At 41.6% G+C, this 16,206-nt stretch carries 13 protein-coding genes and 4 tRNA genes; 7 read left to right on the top strand and 10 right to left on the bottom strand.

What is annotated here, in order from left to right; genetic code table 11:
• From V7783_RS19745 to murB, 8 genes are all read right to left on the bottom strand, one after another.
• Positions 1–207 (bottom strand): GTP-binding protein (locus tag V7783_RS19745; RefSeq protein WP_335680192.1); only part of this gene is annotated, 207 nt, incomplete at its 3' end.
• A 134-nt stretch (positions 208–341) separates the two neighbouring features.
• Positions 342–417, bottom strand: a tRNA-Thr gene (locus V7783_RS19740).
• Between the two features lie 12 nt (positions 418–429).
• Positions 430–504: transfer RNA gene (locus V7783_RS19735), tRNA-Gly, on the bottom strand.
• A gap of 45 nt (positions 505–549) precedes the next feature.
• Positions 550–634, bottom strand: a tRNA-Tyr gene (locus tag V7783_RS19730).
• A 39-nt stretch (positions 635–673) separates the two neighbouring features.
• Positions 674–749: transfer RNA gene (locus V7783_RS19725), tRNA-Thr, on the bottom strand.
• A 120-nt stretch (positions 750–869) separates the two neighbouring features.
• Positions 870–1,565 carry a type III pantothenate kinase gene (locus tag V7783_RS19720; RefSeq protein WP_335680191.1) on the bottom strand — a complete coding sequence of 232 codons (696 nt, stop codon included), beginning with the start codon at positions 1,563–1,565 and terminating at the stop codon, positions 870–872.
• On the bottom strand, positions 1,562–2,554 hold the full coding sequence (birA, locus tag V7783_RS19715; RefSeq protein WP_335680190.1) for a bifunctional biotin--[acetyl-CoA-carboxylase] ligase/biotin operon repressor BirA: 993 nt from the start codon (positions 2,552–2,554) through the stop codon (positions 1,562–1,564). The genes V7783_RS19720 and birA overlap by 4 nt, the downstream gene beginning before the upstream one ends.
• Positions 2,551–3,561 (bottom strand): UDP-N-acetylmuramate dehydrogenase, encoded by a 1,011-nt coding sequence (murB, locus tag V7783_RS19710; RefSeq protein WP_335680189.1) that lies wholly within the window; start codon positions 3,559–3,561, stop codon positions 2,551–2,553. Before murB ends, birA begins: the two co-directional genes overlap by 4 nt.
• Positions 3,562–3,704: 143 nt before the next feature.
• On the opposite strand from murB, the gene V7783_RS19705 reads away from it, so the two are divergent.
• Entirely contained in the window at positions 3,705–5,549 is a 1,845-nt protein-coding gene (locus V7783_RS19705) for a M1 family metallopeptidase (protein ID WP_335680188.1), read from the top strand.
• 64 nt (positions 5,550–5,613) lie between these two features.
• Here V7783_RS19705 and V7783_RS19700 read toward each other — a convergent pair whose 3' ends face one another.
• Positions 5,614–6,237: a DUF2057 family protein gene (locus V7783_RS19700; protein WP_335680187.1), complete on the bottom strand. Its 624-nt coding sequence runs from the start codon at positions 6,235–6,237 to the stop codon at positions 5,614–5,616.
• Between the two features lie 93 nt (positions 6,238–6,330).
• Between V7783_RS19700 and V7783_RS19695 the strand changes: the two genes are divergently transcribed.
• From V7783_RS19695 to V7783_RS19675, 5 genes are all read left to right on the top strand, one after another.
• Positions 6,331–6,696, top strand: a complete 366-nt coding sequence (locus tag V7783_RS19695; protein WP_335680186.1) for a histidine triad nucleotide-binding protein — start codon at positions 6,331–6,333, stop codon at positions 6,694–6,696.
• A gap of 233 nt (positions 6,697–6,929) precedes the next feature.
• A complete protein-coding gene (locus tag V7783_RS19690; RefSeq protein WP_064668683.1) occupies positions 6,930–7,586 on the top strand; it encodes a helix-turn-helix transcriptional regulator in 657 nt (218 codons plus the stop codon).
• Positions 7,587–7,720: 134 nt separating this feature from the next.
• A complete protein-coding gene (locus tag V7783_RS19685) occupies positions 7,721–9,877 on the top strand; it encodes an ATP-binding protein (RefSeq protein ID WP_335680185.1) in 2,157 nt (718 codons plus the stop codon).
• Positions 9,878–10,034: 157 nt separating this feature from the next.
• Positions 10,035–10,286 (top strand): hypothetical protein, encoded by a 252-nt coding sequence (locus V7783_RS19680; protein ID WP_335680184.1) that lies wholly within the window; start codon positions 10,035–10,037, stop codon positions 10,284–10,286.
• A 94-nt stretch (positions 10,287–10,380) separates the two neighbouring features.
• Positions 10,381–11,043, top strand: a complete 663-nt coding sequence (locus tag V7783_RS19675; protein ID WP_149983343.1) for a DUF6998 domain-containing protein — start codon at positions 10,381–10,383, stop codon at positions 11,041–11,043.
• Positions 11,044–11,255: 212 nt separating this feature from the next.
• Here the strand turns inward: V7783_RS19675 and V7783_RS19670 are convergent, their stop codons facing one another.
• Positions 11,256–12,671: a mannose-1-phosphate guanylyltransferase/mannose-6-phosphate isomerase gene (locus tag V7783_RS19670; protein ID WP_335680183.1), complete on the bottom strand. Its 1,416-nt coding sequence runs from the start codon at positions 12,669–12,671 to the stop codon at positions 11,256–11,258.
• 171 nt (positions 12,672–12,842) lie between these two features.
• Here V7783_RS19670 and V7783_RS19665 point away from each other — a divergent pair, with 171 nt between their 5' ends.
• Positions 12,843–16,115, top strand: coding sequence for a methyl-accepting chemotaxis protein (locus tag V7783_RS19665; RefSeq protein WP_335680182.1), 3,273 nt, complete (start codon positions 12,843–12,845; stop codon positions 16,113–16,115).
• Positions 16,116–16,206 lie beyond the last annotated feature (91 nt).

Below are 16,206 nucleotides of genomic sequence, written 5' to 3'. Positions count from 1 at the left end.
TTCAACGTGTGAAGTTGAGATTGTGATACCGCGCTCGCGCTCTTCTGGAGCGTTATCGATTGATGCGAAATCTTTAGCAACACCGCCGTATACTTTTGCAAGTACGTTAGTGATTGCTGCAGTTAGGGTTGTTTTACCGTGGTCAACGTGGCCGATTGTACCTACGTTTACGTGCGGTTTTACGCGTTCAAACTTTGCTTTTGCCATGACGGAACCTATCAGTTTTGTGTATCTAGATTACATATGAAAATAATCCACCGGAGGTAGATTAAGTTAATTTTTTCAAATTTCAAATAGTATTTTCTGACAGATAAAGGAAGTAATCAAGAAGATTCTAAGACTGGTGCTGATAGGCAGAGTTGAACTGCCGACCTCACCCTTACCAAGGGTGCGCTCTACCAACTGAGCTATATCAGCAACACCAGAAACTGGAGCGGGCAGCGGGAATCGAACCCGCATCATCAGCTTGGAAGGCTGAGGTAATAGCCATTATACGATGCCCGCGTTAGGAACCTGTTCTTAAACTACCTCTAACCGTCAAGAATAAAGTGGTGGAGGGAGCTGGATTCGAACCAGCGAAGGCTGAGCCGTCAGATTTACAGTCTGATCCCTTTGGCCGCTCGGGAACCCCTCCACGATAATTCTTTACTAAACACTTTCGGTAAAAGGAAAGTGGTGCCGACTAACCGAGTCGAACGGTTGACCTACTGATTACAAGTCAGTTGCTCTACCAGCTGAGCTAAGTCGGCACTGCTTTAGTACGGGGCGAGATATTAGAGGAAGCTTGGTGGTGATGCAACAATAAATTTGAAAAAAATGTATTTTTTTAGCTTGAATGCTCACAAATCACGCAAAACACGGTGTTTTTGTTACTTTTCACTCAATTCATACCAGTAATTGAGCCCCTTCATCACTAATTGTGGATCATAAATCGTGTCTAAAAATTGCGCTTTCAATAATGCACCATAGCCACCAGCAAAAATCAGTTGCGGTTTTTTATTGGTTAAATGTAATTTTGCTTGTTCAACAGCCCCCAAGGTTGCCACTAGCGCGCCATTTTTTAAACCATTCGGTGTGTTTACACCCAACTCATTCGCAAAAGGCGTATTGGCATCATCAAAAACACGCTGCGTATTCTGTGTTAATGAGCGTGTCATTAAATCAAGCCCCGGTAATATCCAGCCACCTAAGTGCTGGCCTTGTGCAGTAAGGACATCAATTGTTGTGGCAGTCCCTGTGTCTATCACAATGCAATCTTGTTGCGGCCACAGTTGAAAGGCGGCAATTAAACCAAGCCAACGATCAATACCTAAATTATTAAATTGTTGGTATGCGCAACTCAAGTTGCTCAGTTGCTTAGTCACCTTCGCTTCAAAACATGGCACCTGAAGTGCGCTTGCCTGTGCGAGTAACCTATTGAGTTGCTCACTTTTACCAACACTGGCATACACGACCTCGCCAATCTGCGGCCACGGCAGTGCATTAAGCTCACATGGCTTAATTTGCCCATCTTGCCATATTGCGGCTTTTAGTGCGGTGTTACCTACATCAATTAATAACCTCATACGCTTGCCTTACGTAATGATATTTCACCGCCATAATAACTTTTCACTTCACCATCTTGGCGAATACGAATACCACCGTTAGCATCAATGCCTTCACAAATACCGCCCCAACTGCGATGCCCGGTATTAAGCTCAACACATTGCCCAGCAAATACATTTAAACTGTTCCATTGTTGATACATATCATTTAAGCCAGTTTGACTGTACTGCGCGAGCCGCTGTTCAAGGTGGTAGGTTAAATACGCCACCAGCTGATTTTTATCAATCTGCTGAGTATGCTGACTTAAATCAGTCCATGCTTGGTCTATTTGCTGACTAAAGCTTTCCGGCATTTGTAAATTAATACCAATGCCAATAACTAACTGACACGGCCCCTGCGGTTGGCCATCTAACTCAACTAATACGCCAGCGAGCTTTTCATTATTAAGATAAATATCATTCGGCCACTTCAGTTGAACCTCTAACTTATACAGTGCTTTTAAAGCATCGTAGACCGCTAATCCCACGGCAACTGACATTCCCATTGCCGCTTGTAGGCCATCATCTAAACGCCAGTAGTAACTATAATAGAGGTTAGCGCCAAAGGGAGATTGCCATACTCGACCGCGGCGGCCGCGTCCTGCTTGCTGCATTTCAGCAACAATTACAGTACCTGACTCTAGAGCTTGTTTAGCTGCAATACGGCGCATTAACTCACTGTTAGTCGAGTCGATAATTGGCTGAACTTCCACTTGCGCGGTATGTGCCCCTAAACTTTGGTAATGCTGTTGTATCTTAGTTTGCTCTAATAAGCCGACATTATTATTTAAGCTGTAGCCTTTACCGCTGACTTTAAAAATGTCCAAACCCATCTCTTGTAGACTTTGAATATGCTTACTCACCGCCGCGCGGCTAATACCCAATTGTTCACCCAGCAATTGCCCAGAGATAAAGCCACCTTGATTAAGCGCATTTAAAATAGCCAACTTATTGCCATCTGGTGCTTTCATAATCGGTCCTCAAGGCTAATATGACACTCATTGGAGGCAGCCATTAACCGCACTTCATGGTGTAACGCTATTTGATAACGCTGCCAAATTTGTTGCTGGATGTAGCTGATCATAGCAATCAGGTCATCACCATTGCTATTACCATGGTTTACCAACACCAGCGCTTGTTGTTGGTGCACTTCGATACCCGCAATACGATGCCCTTTTAGCCCCGCCTGCTCTATCAACCAACCTGCTGCTACTTTATGGTGTTGCTCGTCATAAACATAATGGGGTAATTGCGGATACGCTTGTAACAGGGTCTGTAATTGCTGATTAGTGATTATTGGGTTTTTAAAAAAGCTGCCAGCATTGGCCAACACATAAGGATCGGGCAATTTACTGTTGCGGGTTTTAATTACTTGCTCAAAAACAGTGTGTGGAGTTACTGACTCAAGCTGCTGCAAAGGGCCATAACTTAGCTCTGGCTGCCACTGCTTTGGTAATGCCAGTGCCACGGTGGTGATCACTGCTTTATTTTTTAATTGCTGCTTAAAGACTGAATCACGGTAACCAAACTGACACTGCTGCTTGCTCAAGCGTTTTATTTGCTTAGTCGCAATATCAAAATATTCGACATATTCAATAAATTTCGCCAGCTCAACACCATATGCCCCAATATTTTGCACCGGTGCTGCGCCCACTGTGCCGGGAATTAAGGCGAGGTTTTCAAGCCCTGGCATTCCTTGCGCTAAACTATCACTAACAAGTTGGTGCCAGTTTTCACCGGCGGCAATCTCTAGTAAATAGTCATCTTTACGTTCAGTGGTATTAATACCGCGGGTCGCCATTTTGATCACTGTACCTTGATAAGTACTCAAAAAAACGGTGTTACTGCCTTCACCTAAAATACAAAAAGGGCTAGCAAACGTTAGCTGCTGCAATTGCGCTAAGTCAGTAATTTCGATTAATTGCGAGCACTGACTCTGTAGAGAAAAGGTATGGAAAGATTGCAGGGACTGAGCCACAAAACGCCTCAAAGGTTAATTGTCACTAATCGCTCTAGTGTAACTCTTAGTCGCAAATGTTGCACTAGATTGTAAAAAATGCTCAAACAAGAATCGCAATCATGATATAAAACCTGCACTTTTTATTCGTGTTCAGGGTATTTATGAAAATCAAACCTCTCTTTTTAAGCCTCGCAATGGCTGGAATGTGCTCTCAAGCAATGGCCAGTGCCATTGATCAAAACTCATATGCCAATCTTGATGACGTAATCACGACGCATTTAAACCTTGATTTAGATGTCGACTTTGCCGATAAACAATTAGAGGGCTTTGTTGAGCACACCCTTGAATGGCAAAATACCACCAGCAAAACCTTAGTACTAGATACTCGCGATTTAGACATCGATAAAGTCATGTATCAAAGTCAAAATGGCAGCTGGCACAAAGCTAAATTCACCCTTGCTCAGCGCGATGATGTTAAAGGTTCTAAACTGACCATTACTTTAAAAAGCCAAGCACCTAAAGTACGTATTTATTATAACAGCCGCCCTGAAGCATCTGGCCTGCAATGGTTAACGCCAGAACAAACAGCCAGCAAAAGCCACCCATTTATGTACAGCCAATCGCAGGCAATCCATGCCCGTAGTTGGATCCCTGTACAAGATACACCGGCAATGCGTGTGACTTACTCAGCGCGTATCCATACGCCTGAAGATATTCGTGCCGTGATGAGCGCCGATAATAAAGATGCGCTCTATAAAGATGGTGACTACCACTTTGATATGCCACAAGCTATCTCTCCATACTTAATTGCCATTGGTGCAGGTAACTTAGAATTTAAAGCCATGTCTAAGCAAACCGGTATTTTTGCTGAACCAACTATCTTAGATGCATCCGTTGCCGAGTTTAATGACACCCAAGCGATGATCGATAAAACCAATGCGATGTATGGCGAATATGCATGGGGTCGTTATGATTTACTTATGCTACCGCCAAGCTTTCCATTTGGTGGCATGGAAAATCCACGCCTGTCATTTATCACACCAACGGTTGTTGCGGGTGATAAAAGCTTAGTAAACCTGATTGCTCACGAGCTTGCACACTCTTGGTCAGGTAACTTAGTAACTAACGCAACGTGGGAAGACTTATGGTTAAACGAAGGTTTTACCTCATACGTTGAAAACCGCATTATGGAAGAGGTATTTGGTCGTGACCGTGCCGTTATGGAGCAAGCACTTGATGCTGCAGGCCTGCGTGCGCAACTAGAAACGATTGATGCACCTGATACCCGCCTTAACTTAAAGCTTAATGGCCGCGACCCAGATGACGCTTTCAGCTCAGTGCCTTATACCAAAGGTCAGCTATTTTTAATCTACCTAGAAAACCAATACGGTCGTGAAAAGTTTGATGATTTCGTAAAAACCTACTTCAACGAATTCGCTTTTAAATCGTTAACAACGGCGCAATTTGTTACTTACATCAAAGCTAACTTAATTGAAAAGTATCCAGGTGTTGTCAGCATGGATAAAGTCAATGAGTGGATTTTTCAGCCAGGTTTACCAAGTGATGCGCCAAACCCAACTTCAGATGCGTTTGATAAAGTAGATGCAGCTTCTACTGCATGGTTAAAAGATGAAACCACTGCCGCACAGCTTCCTACCACTAATTGGACTGTGCATGAATGGCTACACTTTTTAAATAACTTACCACGCGATTTAAGCCTAGAAAAAATGGCCGCATTAGATAAAGAGTTTAACTTAACTCAGTCAACCAATGCCGAGCGTGCGTTTGCATGGTATATGCTTGCGGTAGGTAATGGTTATCAACCAATTTATCCTGCACTTGATAAGCACTTATCAGGTATTGGCCGTCGTAAATTGATTGTGCCGCTATACAAAGCATTGATCAAAAACGGTAAGCGTGAATGGGCTCACGATGTTTACATTAAAGCTCGCCCGGGTTACCACCCACTTGCACAAGGGACTATTGACGACTTATTTGCTAAGTAATAGCTAAGCAACAAAATGGAAAAGGGCGATTTATTCGCCCTTTTTGCTATTTAATTAACGTTATTTATTTGCTTTTAGTGACTTTATTGATGAAAGCTTGCTGCTCTTGCGCACTGGCTTGTTGCCACCAAAAATCAAGCATCGCTGCAGCACTGGGCGCATTACCTGTCTTTGCCATAGGACGAGATACTGGCGCTTGCGTTGCACTCGCTGTAGCAAGTGCCGTGGTACTCGCTGCAGCTTCTGTCGCAACTTGAGGTGCTGCACCGCTGCTTAAATTTGGCTCAGCGATAATCGCTAAAGGCGTGCCTAATGACTCTCCCTTCGCTTGCAAACTCACTTGTGGAGCCTCGGCAAACACTTTCGCAGCCACGGCATTATCGGCACGATTAAACACCACATCGTAATCCGTATTCGCCGCGATAGTCATCGTCACCCAAAATGGTTCAGAATCGACAACTTGATGCTCATCATAGCCTTGCTCGTATAAATCTGTGTACTTAAGTTTGAATTGATAAACACCGGGAGTAAGTTCAACTTCATCAACACGATTGAAAAATGAATGTTCAATTTTTTTATCGCCCACTTGTAATGGCACGATTTCTTCAGGGAAGTTCACGGTTTCAGCAATACAGGGCACACTCAAAAACACGGCAACAATCCCGCTCAATAATAAATTTTTACGCATAATAACTCCTTGTGGTTTGATTTCAGTTTGACACTGCAAGCAAAGTTTGTCATTAGTGATATTTATTAGATTACATATGGAACCGATTTTAACGTGAGCCAAGAAACTATTTTTACTAAAATTATCAATCGTGAAATTCCGGCAGACATCATCTACGAAGATGAGTTGAGTTTGGCCTTTAGAGACATCAACCCACAAGCACCTTTTCATGTGCTGATTATCCCGAAAAAAGAGATTGCGACCATAAATGACATTACTGAACAAGATGCACCTCTTGTTGGTCACCTTTACGTAGTGGCTGCGAAAATAGCCAAACAACAAGGCTTTGCAGCGGATGGCTTTAGAGTTGTAATGAATTGTAATGAACATGGCGGTCAAACTGTTTTTCACATTCATTTACATATGTTAGCTGGTAAATTAATGGGATGGCCGCCCTATCAGGATAGGAAGAAAGGCTGATTTTTAAATTTGAAGTGTAAATATTTGTAAAAGGGACAACAATCACCACCTATTATTTATTTTACATAAATATCAATTACTTGGTCGTGATTCAAAGTGTGTTTTTTAATGGATAATGTACAAAACGTTATTAAACTATGTTTATCCTACCCCAAACTAGGAAATTTCTAATACGAAAGGGGTGGATTGCATGTTAGGATTGATTGGTCAACTTTATTCAAGAGTATATAAGTATGAGTAGTTCAGCCTTTTTGTTACTAGATCTAGAGCCAATTAATACAATTGGTATTAATGTATTAGAGCCTTTATTAAAAACCCAAGGGCTCAATGTTACTACTGGAACAAACATATTAGACGTTCCTGAAGGAACCCGCCTATTGTTTATTGAAACATCAAGCCAAGACGCTTGGGGGAAATTAAAAGAGCAACTGGTAAACCTACGTGTTAAATGCGATATCGTATTATTCAACTTAGATGAAAATCCAGAACTTGCTAATCGTGCGCTGTTAAGTGGCATTCGTGGGGTTTTTTACACTACCGACAATGCAGATGTGCTAATGAAAGGCATTCGCTTATTACTTGAAGATCAACTCTGGTATCGCCGCGATATTATGTGTAATGCGTTAAACCGCATGCTGCAATTTAATAAAGATGCCTTACACAAACTCACCGACGGTGATATTGAACCAGTCAAACTCACTAAACGCGAAAAAGCGATTATCTCTCTGATGAGTAATGGCTCGAAAAATAAAGAAATCGCGGAAGCATTAAGCATTAGCCCACACACAGTAAAAACACATTTATACAGCGCATTTAGAAAAACAAAATGCCGTAACCGTATTGAACTACTGTCATGGGCACAGCAAAATATTCCTGATGAAATTCGCTGATCTAGCAATTTTCAGTTAACTTAAAAAAACAGGTACTTTAATACCTGTTTTTTCATTTCTATTGTGCACCTTATTTGCTAACACTGGCAATTGCCATTATTCTAATCTCGTTACCGAAACAGCTTGGAATATGAATGCTCGACTCTCTCACTCTGTATTTAGCTAGTGCCGCAATGATGGCCGTAATGGCACTGCTTAGTTTCTTAACTTGGCGCGCGAACAAACATATCCCCGGTACGGTGTTATATATCTTCTATCCACTAGTACTGTTTACTGCATTAATGAGCTTTGCTTTACATGGCTATGTCGATAACCTTATTACCATTTTTTTAGCGAATAGTTTGTGGTTCAGTGCATCCATCATTCATGCATTAGCGATCAGCCAGTTTTTAGGGTATCGCGGTAAAGAGTTTCGAATTTTTGTATTAGCAACGTTATTTTGCGGTGCATTATTAATATACTTTACGGTGGTTGATTCAAATTTACGCAATCGAGTGCTTGCCTCTGACTTACAACATATCAGCGAAGCACTGTTTTTATTGTACTTATTTATTCGCTTTGCCCGTAAGCCCTACCCCAATGGCAGCATTGTCTATATTTTGATCCTGACCATTATTAGCAGTATTTTTGTCGGTCGCGCTTTTTTAATGGAAGATGTTAACAATTTCACACTGTTAAAAGAAAACTGGTTTAGCGTGACCTTACTGGTTAATGGCGTGATCGCCCCAATGTTTTATACCACCGGCATGGCGTTATTATGTAACGAGCGCAGGGAGCAAAACCTCAATCAATTAACTAATAAAGCGCAAAAAGATCTTGAAATAAGAGGCTTGTTTTTATCTACCATTAGTCATGAAATTCGCACGCCCCTTAATGGTATTTTAGGTAGTGCGCAATTGATCTTAAATCAATCAACAGACCCGCGAGACAAACCTTATTGCGAAGCCATTATAAACTCCGCCGAATCACTTAACTTGTTAGTGGATAAAGTACTCGATTACGCAAGCCTTGATCAACACAACGAAGCTCTTTATGAAGAGGACGTAGAATTTAAAACCTGGCTGCACAACCTGTGTTTATTACTGAGTCCATTAGCCGAACAAAAACGCTTAAAGTTTGAGTTAATTTATAACCTCCCTGAGCAAGCGTGTTATTACTGTGACCAACAAAAACTTCGGCAAATCATCATTAACCTCGTTGGTAATGCGATTAAATTTACCGACAAGGGGGAAGTTAAAATTCGCGTAGAGTTACTAGAGGAGCGCCAACTTGAACATCATATTCGTATTAGTGTAATTGACTCAGGCCCTGGCATTGAAGATGATGAAATAGAATACCTTACAGAGCCATACGTACAAAGTAGTGCAGGTAAAGAAAAGGGCGGAACAGGCCTAGGCCTTGCTATCACCAGCCGCCTGCTAGCCAAACTAGGCTCCCAACTTGATATTACCAGTGAGTTAGATAAAGGCAGTTCGTTTAGCTTTGATATCACGCTTGTGCTTGGCGAACTCAGCCTTGTTGAACAGCGCCATCAATCAAAAGATTATTTAACTGGATTAGATGTATTACTGGTCGAGGATTTAGATTTAAATCAAAAAATAGCCATAGAATTTATGGCTGATGACGAGCATAAAATCAAGCTCGCCCGCGATGGTAAAAGTGCTATTAACCTGATGCAAGAGTACCACTTTGATGTTGTGCTATTAGACATGAACCTGCCAGATCTCACTGGCCAAGAAGTGCTTAAAACCCTCAAAGGTATGGAACATAAAAATCAACGTACGCCAGTACTGGCCTTTACTGCCAGCTTAAGTCCTGACGAAATTAAAGAGTATTTCTCATTAGGAATAAAAGACATTGTTGGTAAACCAATTAAACAACAAAAATTACGCCAAGCATTAAGTGATTCACAAAGCAGCCATGCACCCAGTATTGCCGTTGAGCTAAGTGATGTTTTATATGACAATACCGCTGCAGACACATTAAAAAGCTCTTTTAGTGAAGACGAGGTTTCGTCTATTTACAACGAGTTTGTATTATCCGCACGTAATAAATTGATCCGCGCACAACAGTTGTTGGACGAAGATAAAGAGCAATGTATAAAGCTACTGCATCGCCAAGCCAGCACGGCTTTACAGCTTGGTTTTAACCGCTATGGTAGCGAACTTAAAAAAATCGAGCGACGCTTACTTGATAACAAGCCACTAAAAGAGTCACTCACCGATGCACTAGTGCTTTGGCAAAACAGCTTGGAGCAGTATTTAAAATATGTAAGAGAGCAGATGAGTTAACGAGTTGGCGAGTTGGCGAGTTGGCGAGTTGGCGAGAGTGAAGTTTCAAGGAAAAAGAAGCAAGGTTAAAGGTGAAAGTTATTCCTGTTTTGATGTGTTATAAACTACCAAAATGGTGTTCAATAAGCGTTATATTTTCTATTTAGGAGTTTTTAACATGGAAAGAGCTTTAAAACGAATGAAGCTTTCGGAAGAAAAATTAGATCTTAAAATTTTTGCTTTTTTATTTCCTATAGTGACTTTGTTATTAGGTATTGGTTTAGGCTTGATTTTAAGTAATCTAGAGGCATTTCTTAATACTGCAGACAAACCAATATCAATACTTTCATTAGGTATTTTAACCATAGTTTTTATTTGCACTTATTGGTATTACGCGAAGTTATTCAATAAGTTGCTACCAAAGACATAACAAGCGCCTAAACTCCGACAATTTTAAGTTGCCATGGTTTTGGCAAACAAAGCCATGCCAACACATTGACCGTTAGGCATCAGGAGATAAGTCGGTGGCTTTAACACAAATTCAGGTAATTCAATCTTTAGGTGAGTCCATGTCTTGGCTTGAACGAGAGTTGAGTTGGGGGGTTCCTATTACTGAGCTAAGGCACCTGACCGGAAGAATCGGTGAGCTTTATTCCGCTTTAATTACTAATGGGCAAATGGCAACTGAAGTAAATCAATCGGGATATGATGTTGTTAGCGGGGAAGGTGAACGAGTCTCTGTTAAAACCACCGGACGTTTAGCTAATAGCGGTCATATTTCTTTTAATCCAAATACACTTAACTGTGTCGATCGAGTTATTGTGTTACGGATTAACATTGAAGAAATGCAAATTGAAACCTTGTTCGATGGAACAGTTGAACAAGCAAAAGTTCTTATGTGCACTTCAGGCTCAAAATATACACTTGCTTTGAGTAAACTAACAAAACCTAGTAGTCTCAATCGCGATATACCTAAAGTAAAAGAGGGTGTGTGGCGAGAACTAACAGTTGTCGAACGTGAGAATGGTTCAATAGAGATCATGGAAAATGAAACTCCTCTATTACCAGCTAAACCACATTTGAGGCGAGTAGCTAAAGAGTTGGGTGTATCAATGATAAATAGCAATGGTAACCATTACAACACACGGCAGTTAGGTAGTTTGATAATCCGCGAGCTGAATGCTTAACCTGGTTGCCGGAGGTCCCCTCCAGCCCCACACCACCCATCATGCGCTTTTTATTAACAGGAAGCGCAATGTTAATGCCTTTTGTTTTTGAGTTTCTACAACGGCCTTGGTCTAGGATCTGTATTACTCTTAAGCGCAGCGCCTCTTAACCTCTTTGTGAATAATCCACTAAGTTTTTTGCACAAAGAGCAGGGAATGAGGGAAACTTGCCGCTATCGCCCATACAGATCATCAAAGCGCTCTATATCGGCTTCATCTAAAATACGGCCAGTTTGTACTTCAATCACGATCAGCGGCTCAGTTTGATTGTTGGCCAAACTATGGATTTGGTTTGGTGCTATATAACACGACTGATCGGCTGTTAAAGTCTGTGTATTACCAGCAATACAAATATCTGCCACGCCTGATACTACTACCCAATGCTCGGCACGATGTTGATGACGCTGCGTCGAGAGCTTGCCCTTGCTATTAACGATAATCTTTTTAACTTTAAAGCCTGCAGCTTCGACTAACACCCGATAGCTACCCCAAGGCCGATACATAGCTTGATGATGCAATAACTTATCGCCTTGCTGAGCAGCCACTAGTTTTAATAATTCAGGCAGTTGATCTAGCTGGTTTTTATCAGCGACTAATGTAGCATCATGAGTGTGAATAACCGCTAAGTCTTTAATCCCTAAAGTAGCAATAGTATGGCCACTTTCGCTCTTGAGTAAGTTATTTTCACTGTTTAACAACACGGTATCTTTGCTGAGATTATTCCCCTGCGCATCTTTATCAGTACTTTGCCATAACGCATTAAAACCACCCACATCATTCCAATCAAGCGCTAACGGCAGTACCGCTATGTTCGCGCTGCGCTCTAAAATAGCGTAGTCGATAGAATCACTGGGGCAATTTTTTAAGGCATTGTTGTCGGCACGTGTAAAACCTAAATCGCCGCTAAAATTGGCGGCTTGTGCAATGCAGTTCGCAATTTTGGGGGCAAATCGTGCTAACTCAGCAAGGTATGCCCTCGGGGTAAATAAAAACATACCGCTGTTCCAGCTATATGCGCCACTGGCGAGATATTGCTGTGCCAACAGTAAGCTGGGCTTTTCTTTAAATTCATCAACTTCATAACAGTTTGAGGCTGCTATTTTAGCCCCTCTTTTGATATAACCGTAACCACAGTGGGCAGTATCAGGCTCGATTGCAAAGGTAATTAATTTGCCCTGCTGCGCCAATTTTAGTGCATCAGGCAGTTGTGCAATTAACAATTCAAAATTATAAATATGATGATCGGCTGGCATCACTAATAACGGCGTATCAAGCCCTTGTTGTAATACATACTGTGCGACAAGAGCAATGGCTGGTGCGGTGTTTTTCCCTTCAGGCTCTAATAGTAATGCCTTTGGTTGTACATTTATTTGCTGACATTGGCTACTGGCAATAAAACGATGTTGCTCGTTACAAACCAAAATAGCGTCAGTAAAACACTCATCTGCACAGCGCTTTAAGGTGCTCTGCAATAACGATTCATCCCCCAGTAAAGGTAAAAACTGCTTTGGCATAGCTTGGCGTGACAATGGCCATAACCGTGAACCTATACCACCAGCCAATACCACAGGAATAATCGCGTTTTTCATAGCAAACACACTTTAATTTGAATGTGCTTAGTTTAACAGAGTATCGCGGTTGCGTTACAGCGGCTCAAAAATCTATTTTCTTTAGCGACTCGCTTTTGGGGCCAGCTGTTCTACACTAAATCTTAATTACCTATATTAGGTTTACAGCTTTGCTTCTATAAGGATGTTGTTATGGCTAACCCTACCCACTCATTTGGGCATTTTGTACGTAGTATTGGCTTGACTAAAAAGCTTATTATTGCTTTTTTATTGGTTGCGTTAATTCCCTTGGCAATCAGTATCAGTCTCGCTTTATACCAGTCTGCAGCCTCATTAAATAAGCAAACATACGCGCAATTAGAAGCGGTCAGCGAAATTAAAAAGGACGCAATTGAACGACACTTTGCAGATATTAAAGCGCAATTATTATTTTTGGCGCAAAGCCCTTTACTACACACAGCAGCAGAGGAACTGAGTCTCGCGTTTAAAGAGCCGATGGTCAACACACTCGACAATAGCGCCCAGCAGCGTTTAGCGGATTATTATAATAACGACTTTAGCGCTAAATACCGCCTTGAAAATAAAGACACTCCACTTAAAGCACAGCTACTGACATCACTCTCTCCCACAGCGCGCTATTGGCAATCACAATATTTAGCAGACAACCCCTATCCTATTGGTGAAAAAGCGCAATTAACACAAGCAGCGGCGGATAACAGCTACAATTTACTACACAGTAAATATCATGGCTTTTTACTCAATTTTGCTGAAAAATTTGATTTTTATGATGTGTTTATTGTGGACAATCGCAGTGCCGAAGTCGTGTATTCCGTTTATAAAGAGCTTGATTTTGCAACGTCATTGCTTGATGGCCCTTTTAACAATAGCAATCTGGCTCGCGCATTTGAGCAAGCTAAACTACTCAATGAAGATGAAATAATCTTTGTCGATTACCAGCAATATCTGCCCTCCTATAATGCGCCGGCAAGCTTTATCGCCACGCCAATATACAACCGTGGCGTACATACTAATACACTAATATTTCAACTATCTATCGATGCACTCAATGTTATTATGACTGAACGAGCTGGCCTTGGTGTCAGTGGTGAAACTTATTTAGTCGGGCCAGATTTTTTAATGCGCTCGGATTCTTTTCTTGATCCTGACAAACACTCTGTGGTGAACTCATTTCGCAACCCCGCGACAGGCCAAGTCAAAACCCATGCTGTTGAACTTGCTCAGCGAGGTAAAAAAGGCCAACAAGTGATCACTGATTACAGTGGCTCTTTGGTGCTATCGTCTTATCAGCCTATCAATGTGCTTGGCACGCAATGGTCGCTATTAGCAGAAATCGATCAACAAGAGGCGTTTGCTGCGGTGAGTCAATTAACCACTATTTTAGTCGTCACCTTAATTGTCTCAATCATTGCCATAACATTAATTGCGTTGTGGTTTGCTCGCTCATTAACTCACCCTGTGCAGTTATTGGTAGACACCATGCGTCACGTAGAACAACGGGGGGATTTTTCAGTTCGCACCCCGGTGCTTTCAAGCGACGAGATAGGTTCGTCCGCAAATGCCTTCAACTGCTTACTGGATGCGCTACAAAGATCTATTTCACAAACCAATACAGTAATGAATAAAATGGCTGCTGGTGAATTTAATCACCGGATTACTGTTACCTGTAAAGGCGAATTAGATTCCTTAAAAAAAGCCACTAATAATTGCGCTGACTCATTAGAGCAAGCAATGAACGAATTGAATCATGTTATAGATGAAATGAGCCAAGGGAATTTTAACTGTCAAATAACTACGCCAATGCAAGGCCAATTGGGCACTTTAAAACATAATATCAATAACTCACTGCAGTCGTTAAACACCACGATTACTGAGATTGTTACGGTGATGAAACATATTGAACATGGCGACTTTCAGCAGCAAGTGAACGCTGCTGCACAAGGCTCTTTGGCACAATTAAAAAACAGCGTAAATAATTCAGTGCACAGCTTAGCGAGTGCCGTAAGTGATATTAGCCAGGTGATGAGTGCACTGCACGAAGGAGATTTTGCAAAGCGTATCGAGCAACCATTACAAGGACAACTAGGCACTCTTAAAAATGATATCAATACCAGCGTAGATAACCTCGCACTGATCATTAAAGATATTAATAACGTGATGGCCGCGGTCAGTGCCGGTAACTTTAAACAACAGGTAAACTGCAATGCAAATGGTCAATTAGCAACATTAAAAAACAATATTAATAACTCAATTATGGGCTTAGACAATGCAGTGACTGAAATTTCGAGTGTGATGTTGGCGATCAGTAAAGGGAATTTTGAGCAAACAATAGACAGTAAGATGCATGGTCAACTCAATGCTCTTAAAGCAGATATAAATAGCTCAATTAATAACTTAAGCATTGTTATTGCAGAACTTGCAAAGGTGATGGCGGCAATGCGCAACGGTGACTTTAGCCAGCAATTAGAAACATCTATGCAAGGCCAGCTCGCCCAACTACAAAATGACGTGAATGGAACTTTAACTATCACCGCCAGTGCAATTGCAGATGTAACAGCTGTTTTAAGTGAGCTCGCGCAAGGTAATTTAGATCAACAACTACAACAAGATTATCAAGGCGTATTCGCAATCTTAAAGGCGGATGTTAATCAAACCATCGAGAAACTAACCACGGTTATCAGCAGCATTCAAGAATCTGCGAGTAAAGTTTCACAAAGTGCCGCAGAAATAGCTGCAAGCAACACTGAAATAAGCCAGCGTACAGAAGAACAAGCTGCGAACTTAGAAGAAGCAAGTGCCAGTAGCAGTAATATGCTGGATGAAATAGCTGCAATTACCAAACAAGCTAAGGAAGCCGTTGCGCTTGCAGAAAACGCTCAAGTAGCCGCCACAGAAGGTGGCGAGCTGTCGTCACAAACAGTCAGTGCTATTTTCGAAGTGAACAGCTCGAGTAAAGATATTAATGAAATAGTCTCTGTGATTGATGAAATCGCATTCCAAACTAACTTATTGGCCCTTAACGCCGCGGTTGAAGCTGCCAGAGCGGGTGAGCATGGTCGCGGTTTTGCTGTAGTTGCCAATGAAGTCCGAGAGTTAGCTGGGCGCAGTGCCACCTCAGCAAAGCAGATTAAAGCGATCATTAGTAATAGTAATCAAAAAATTAGCCAAGGCACGACACTCGCTAATTCATCCGGTGAAAAACTAAAACAAATTGTTAGTGCCGTAGCTGATGTTAATCATATGATAGTGTCGATCAATGGCTCTTCTATTACTCAGCAACAAGCGATAAAAGAAGTGGATATTGTGGTACAACGACTTACCACCTTGATCCAAGAAAACTCCGCCATGACAGAAGAAACCATGGCTGCCGCAAAACAAATGGCTGATCAGGCCAATACTATGCGCCAACTGCTTGGTTATTTTTCATTGCAGAAAATACCACTATAACGAAATACCTATAAGCTGAGTCGCTAAAAACTGGCGACTTAATTAACAAACTTGCTAAACTAAGCAGCACTGGGGATTTTGATTGCGAATT

Source organism: Pseudoalteromonas sp. (assembly GCF_036960685.1).
Taxonomy (GTDB): Bacteria; Pseudomonadota; Gammaproteobacteria; order Enterobacterales; family Alteromonadaceae; genus Pseudoalteromonas.
The sequence above is the reverse complement of the archived record's forward strand: the minus strand, read 5'-3'. Positions and strand labels throughout refer to the sequence as shown.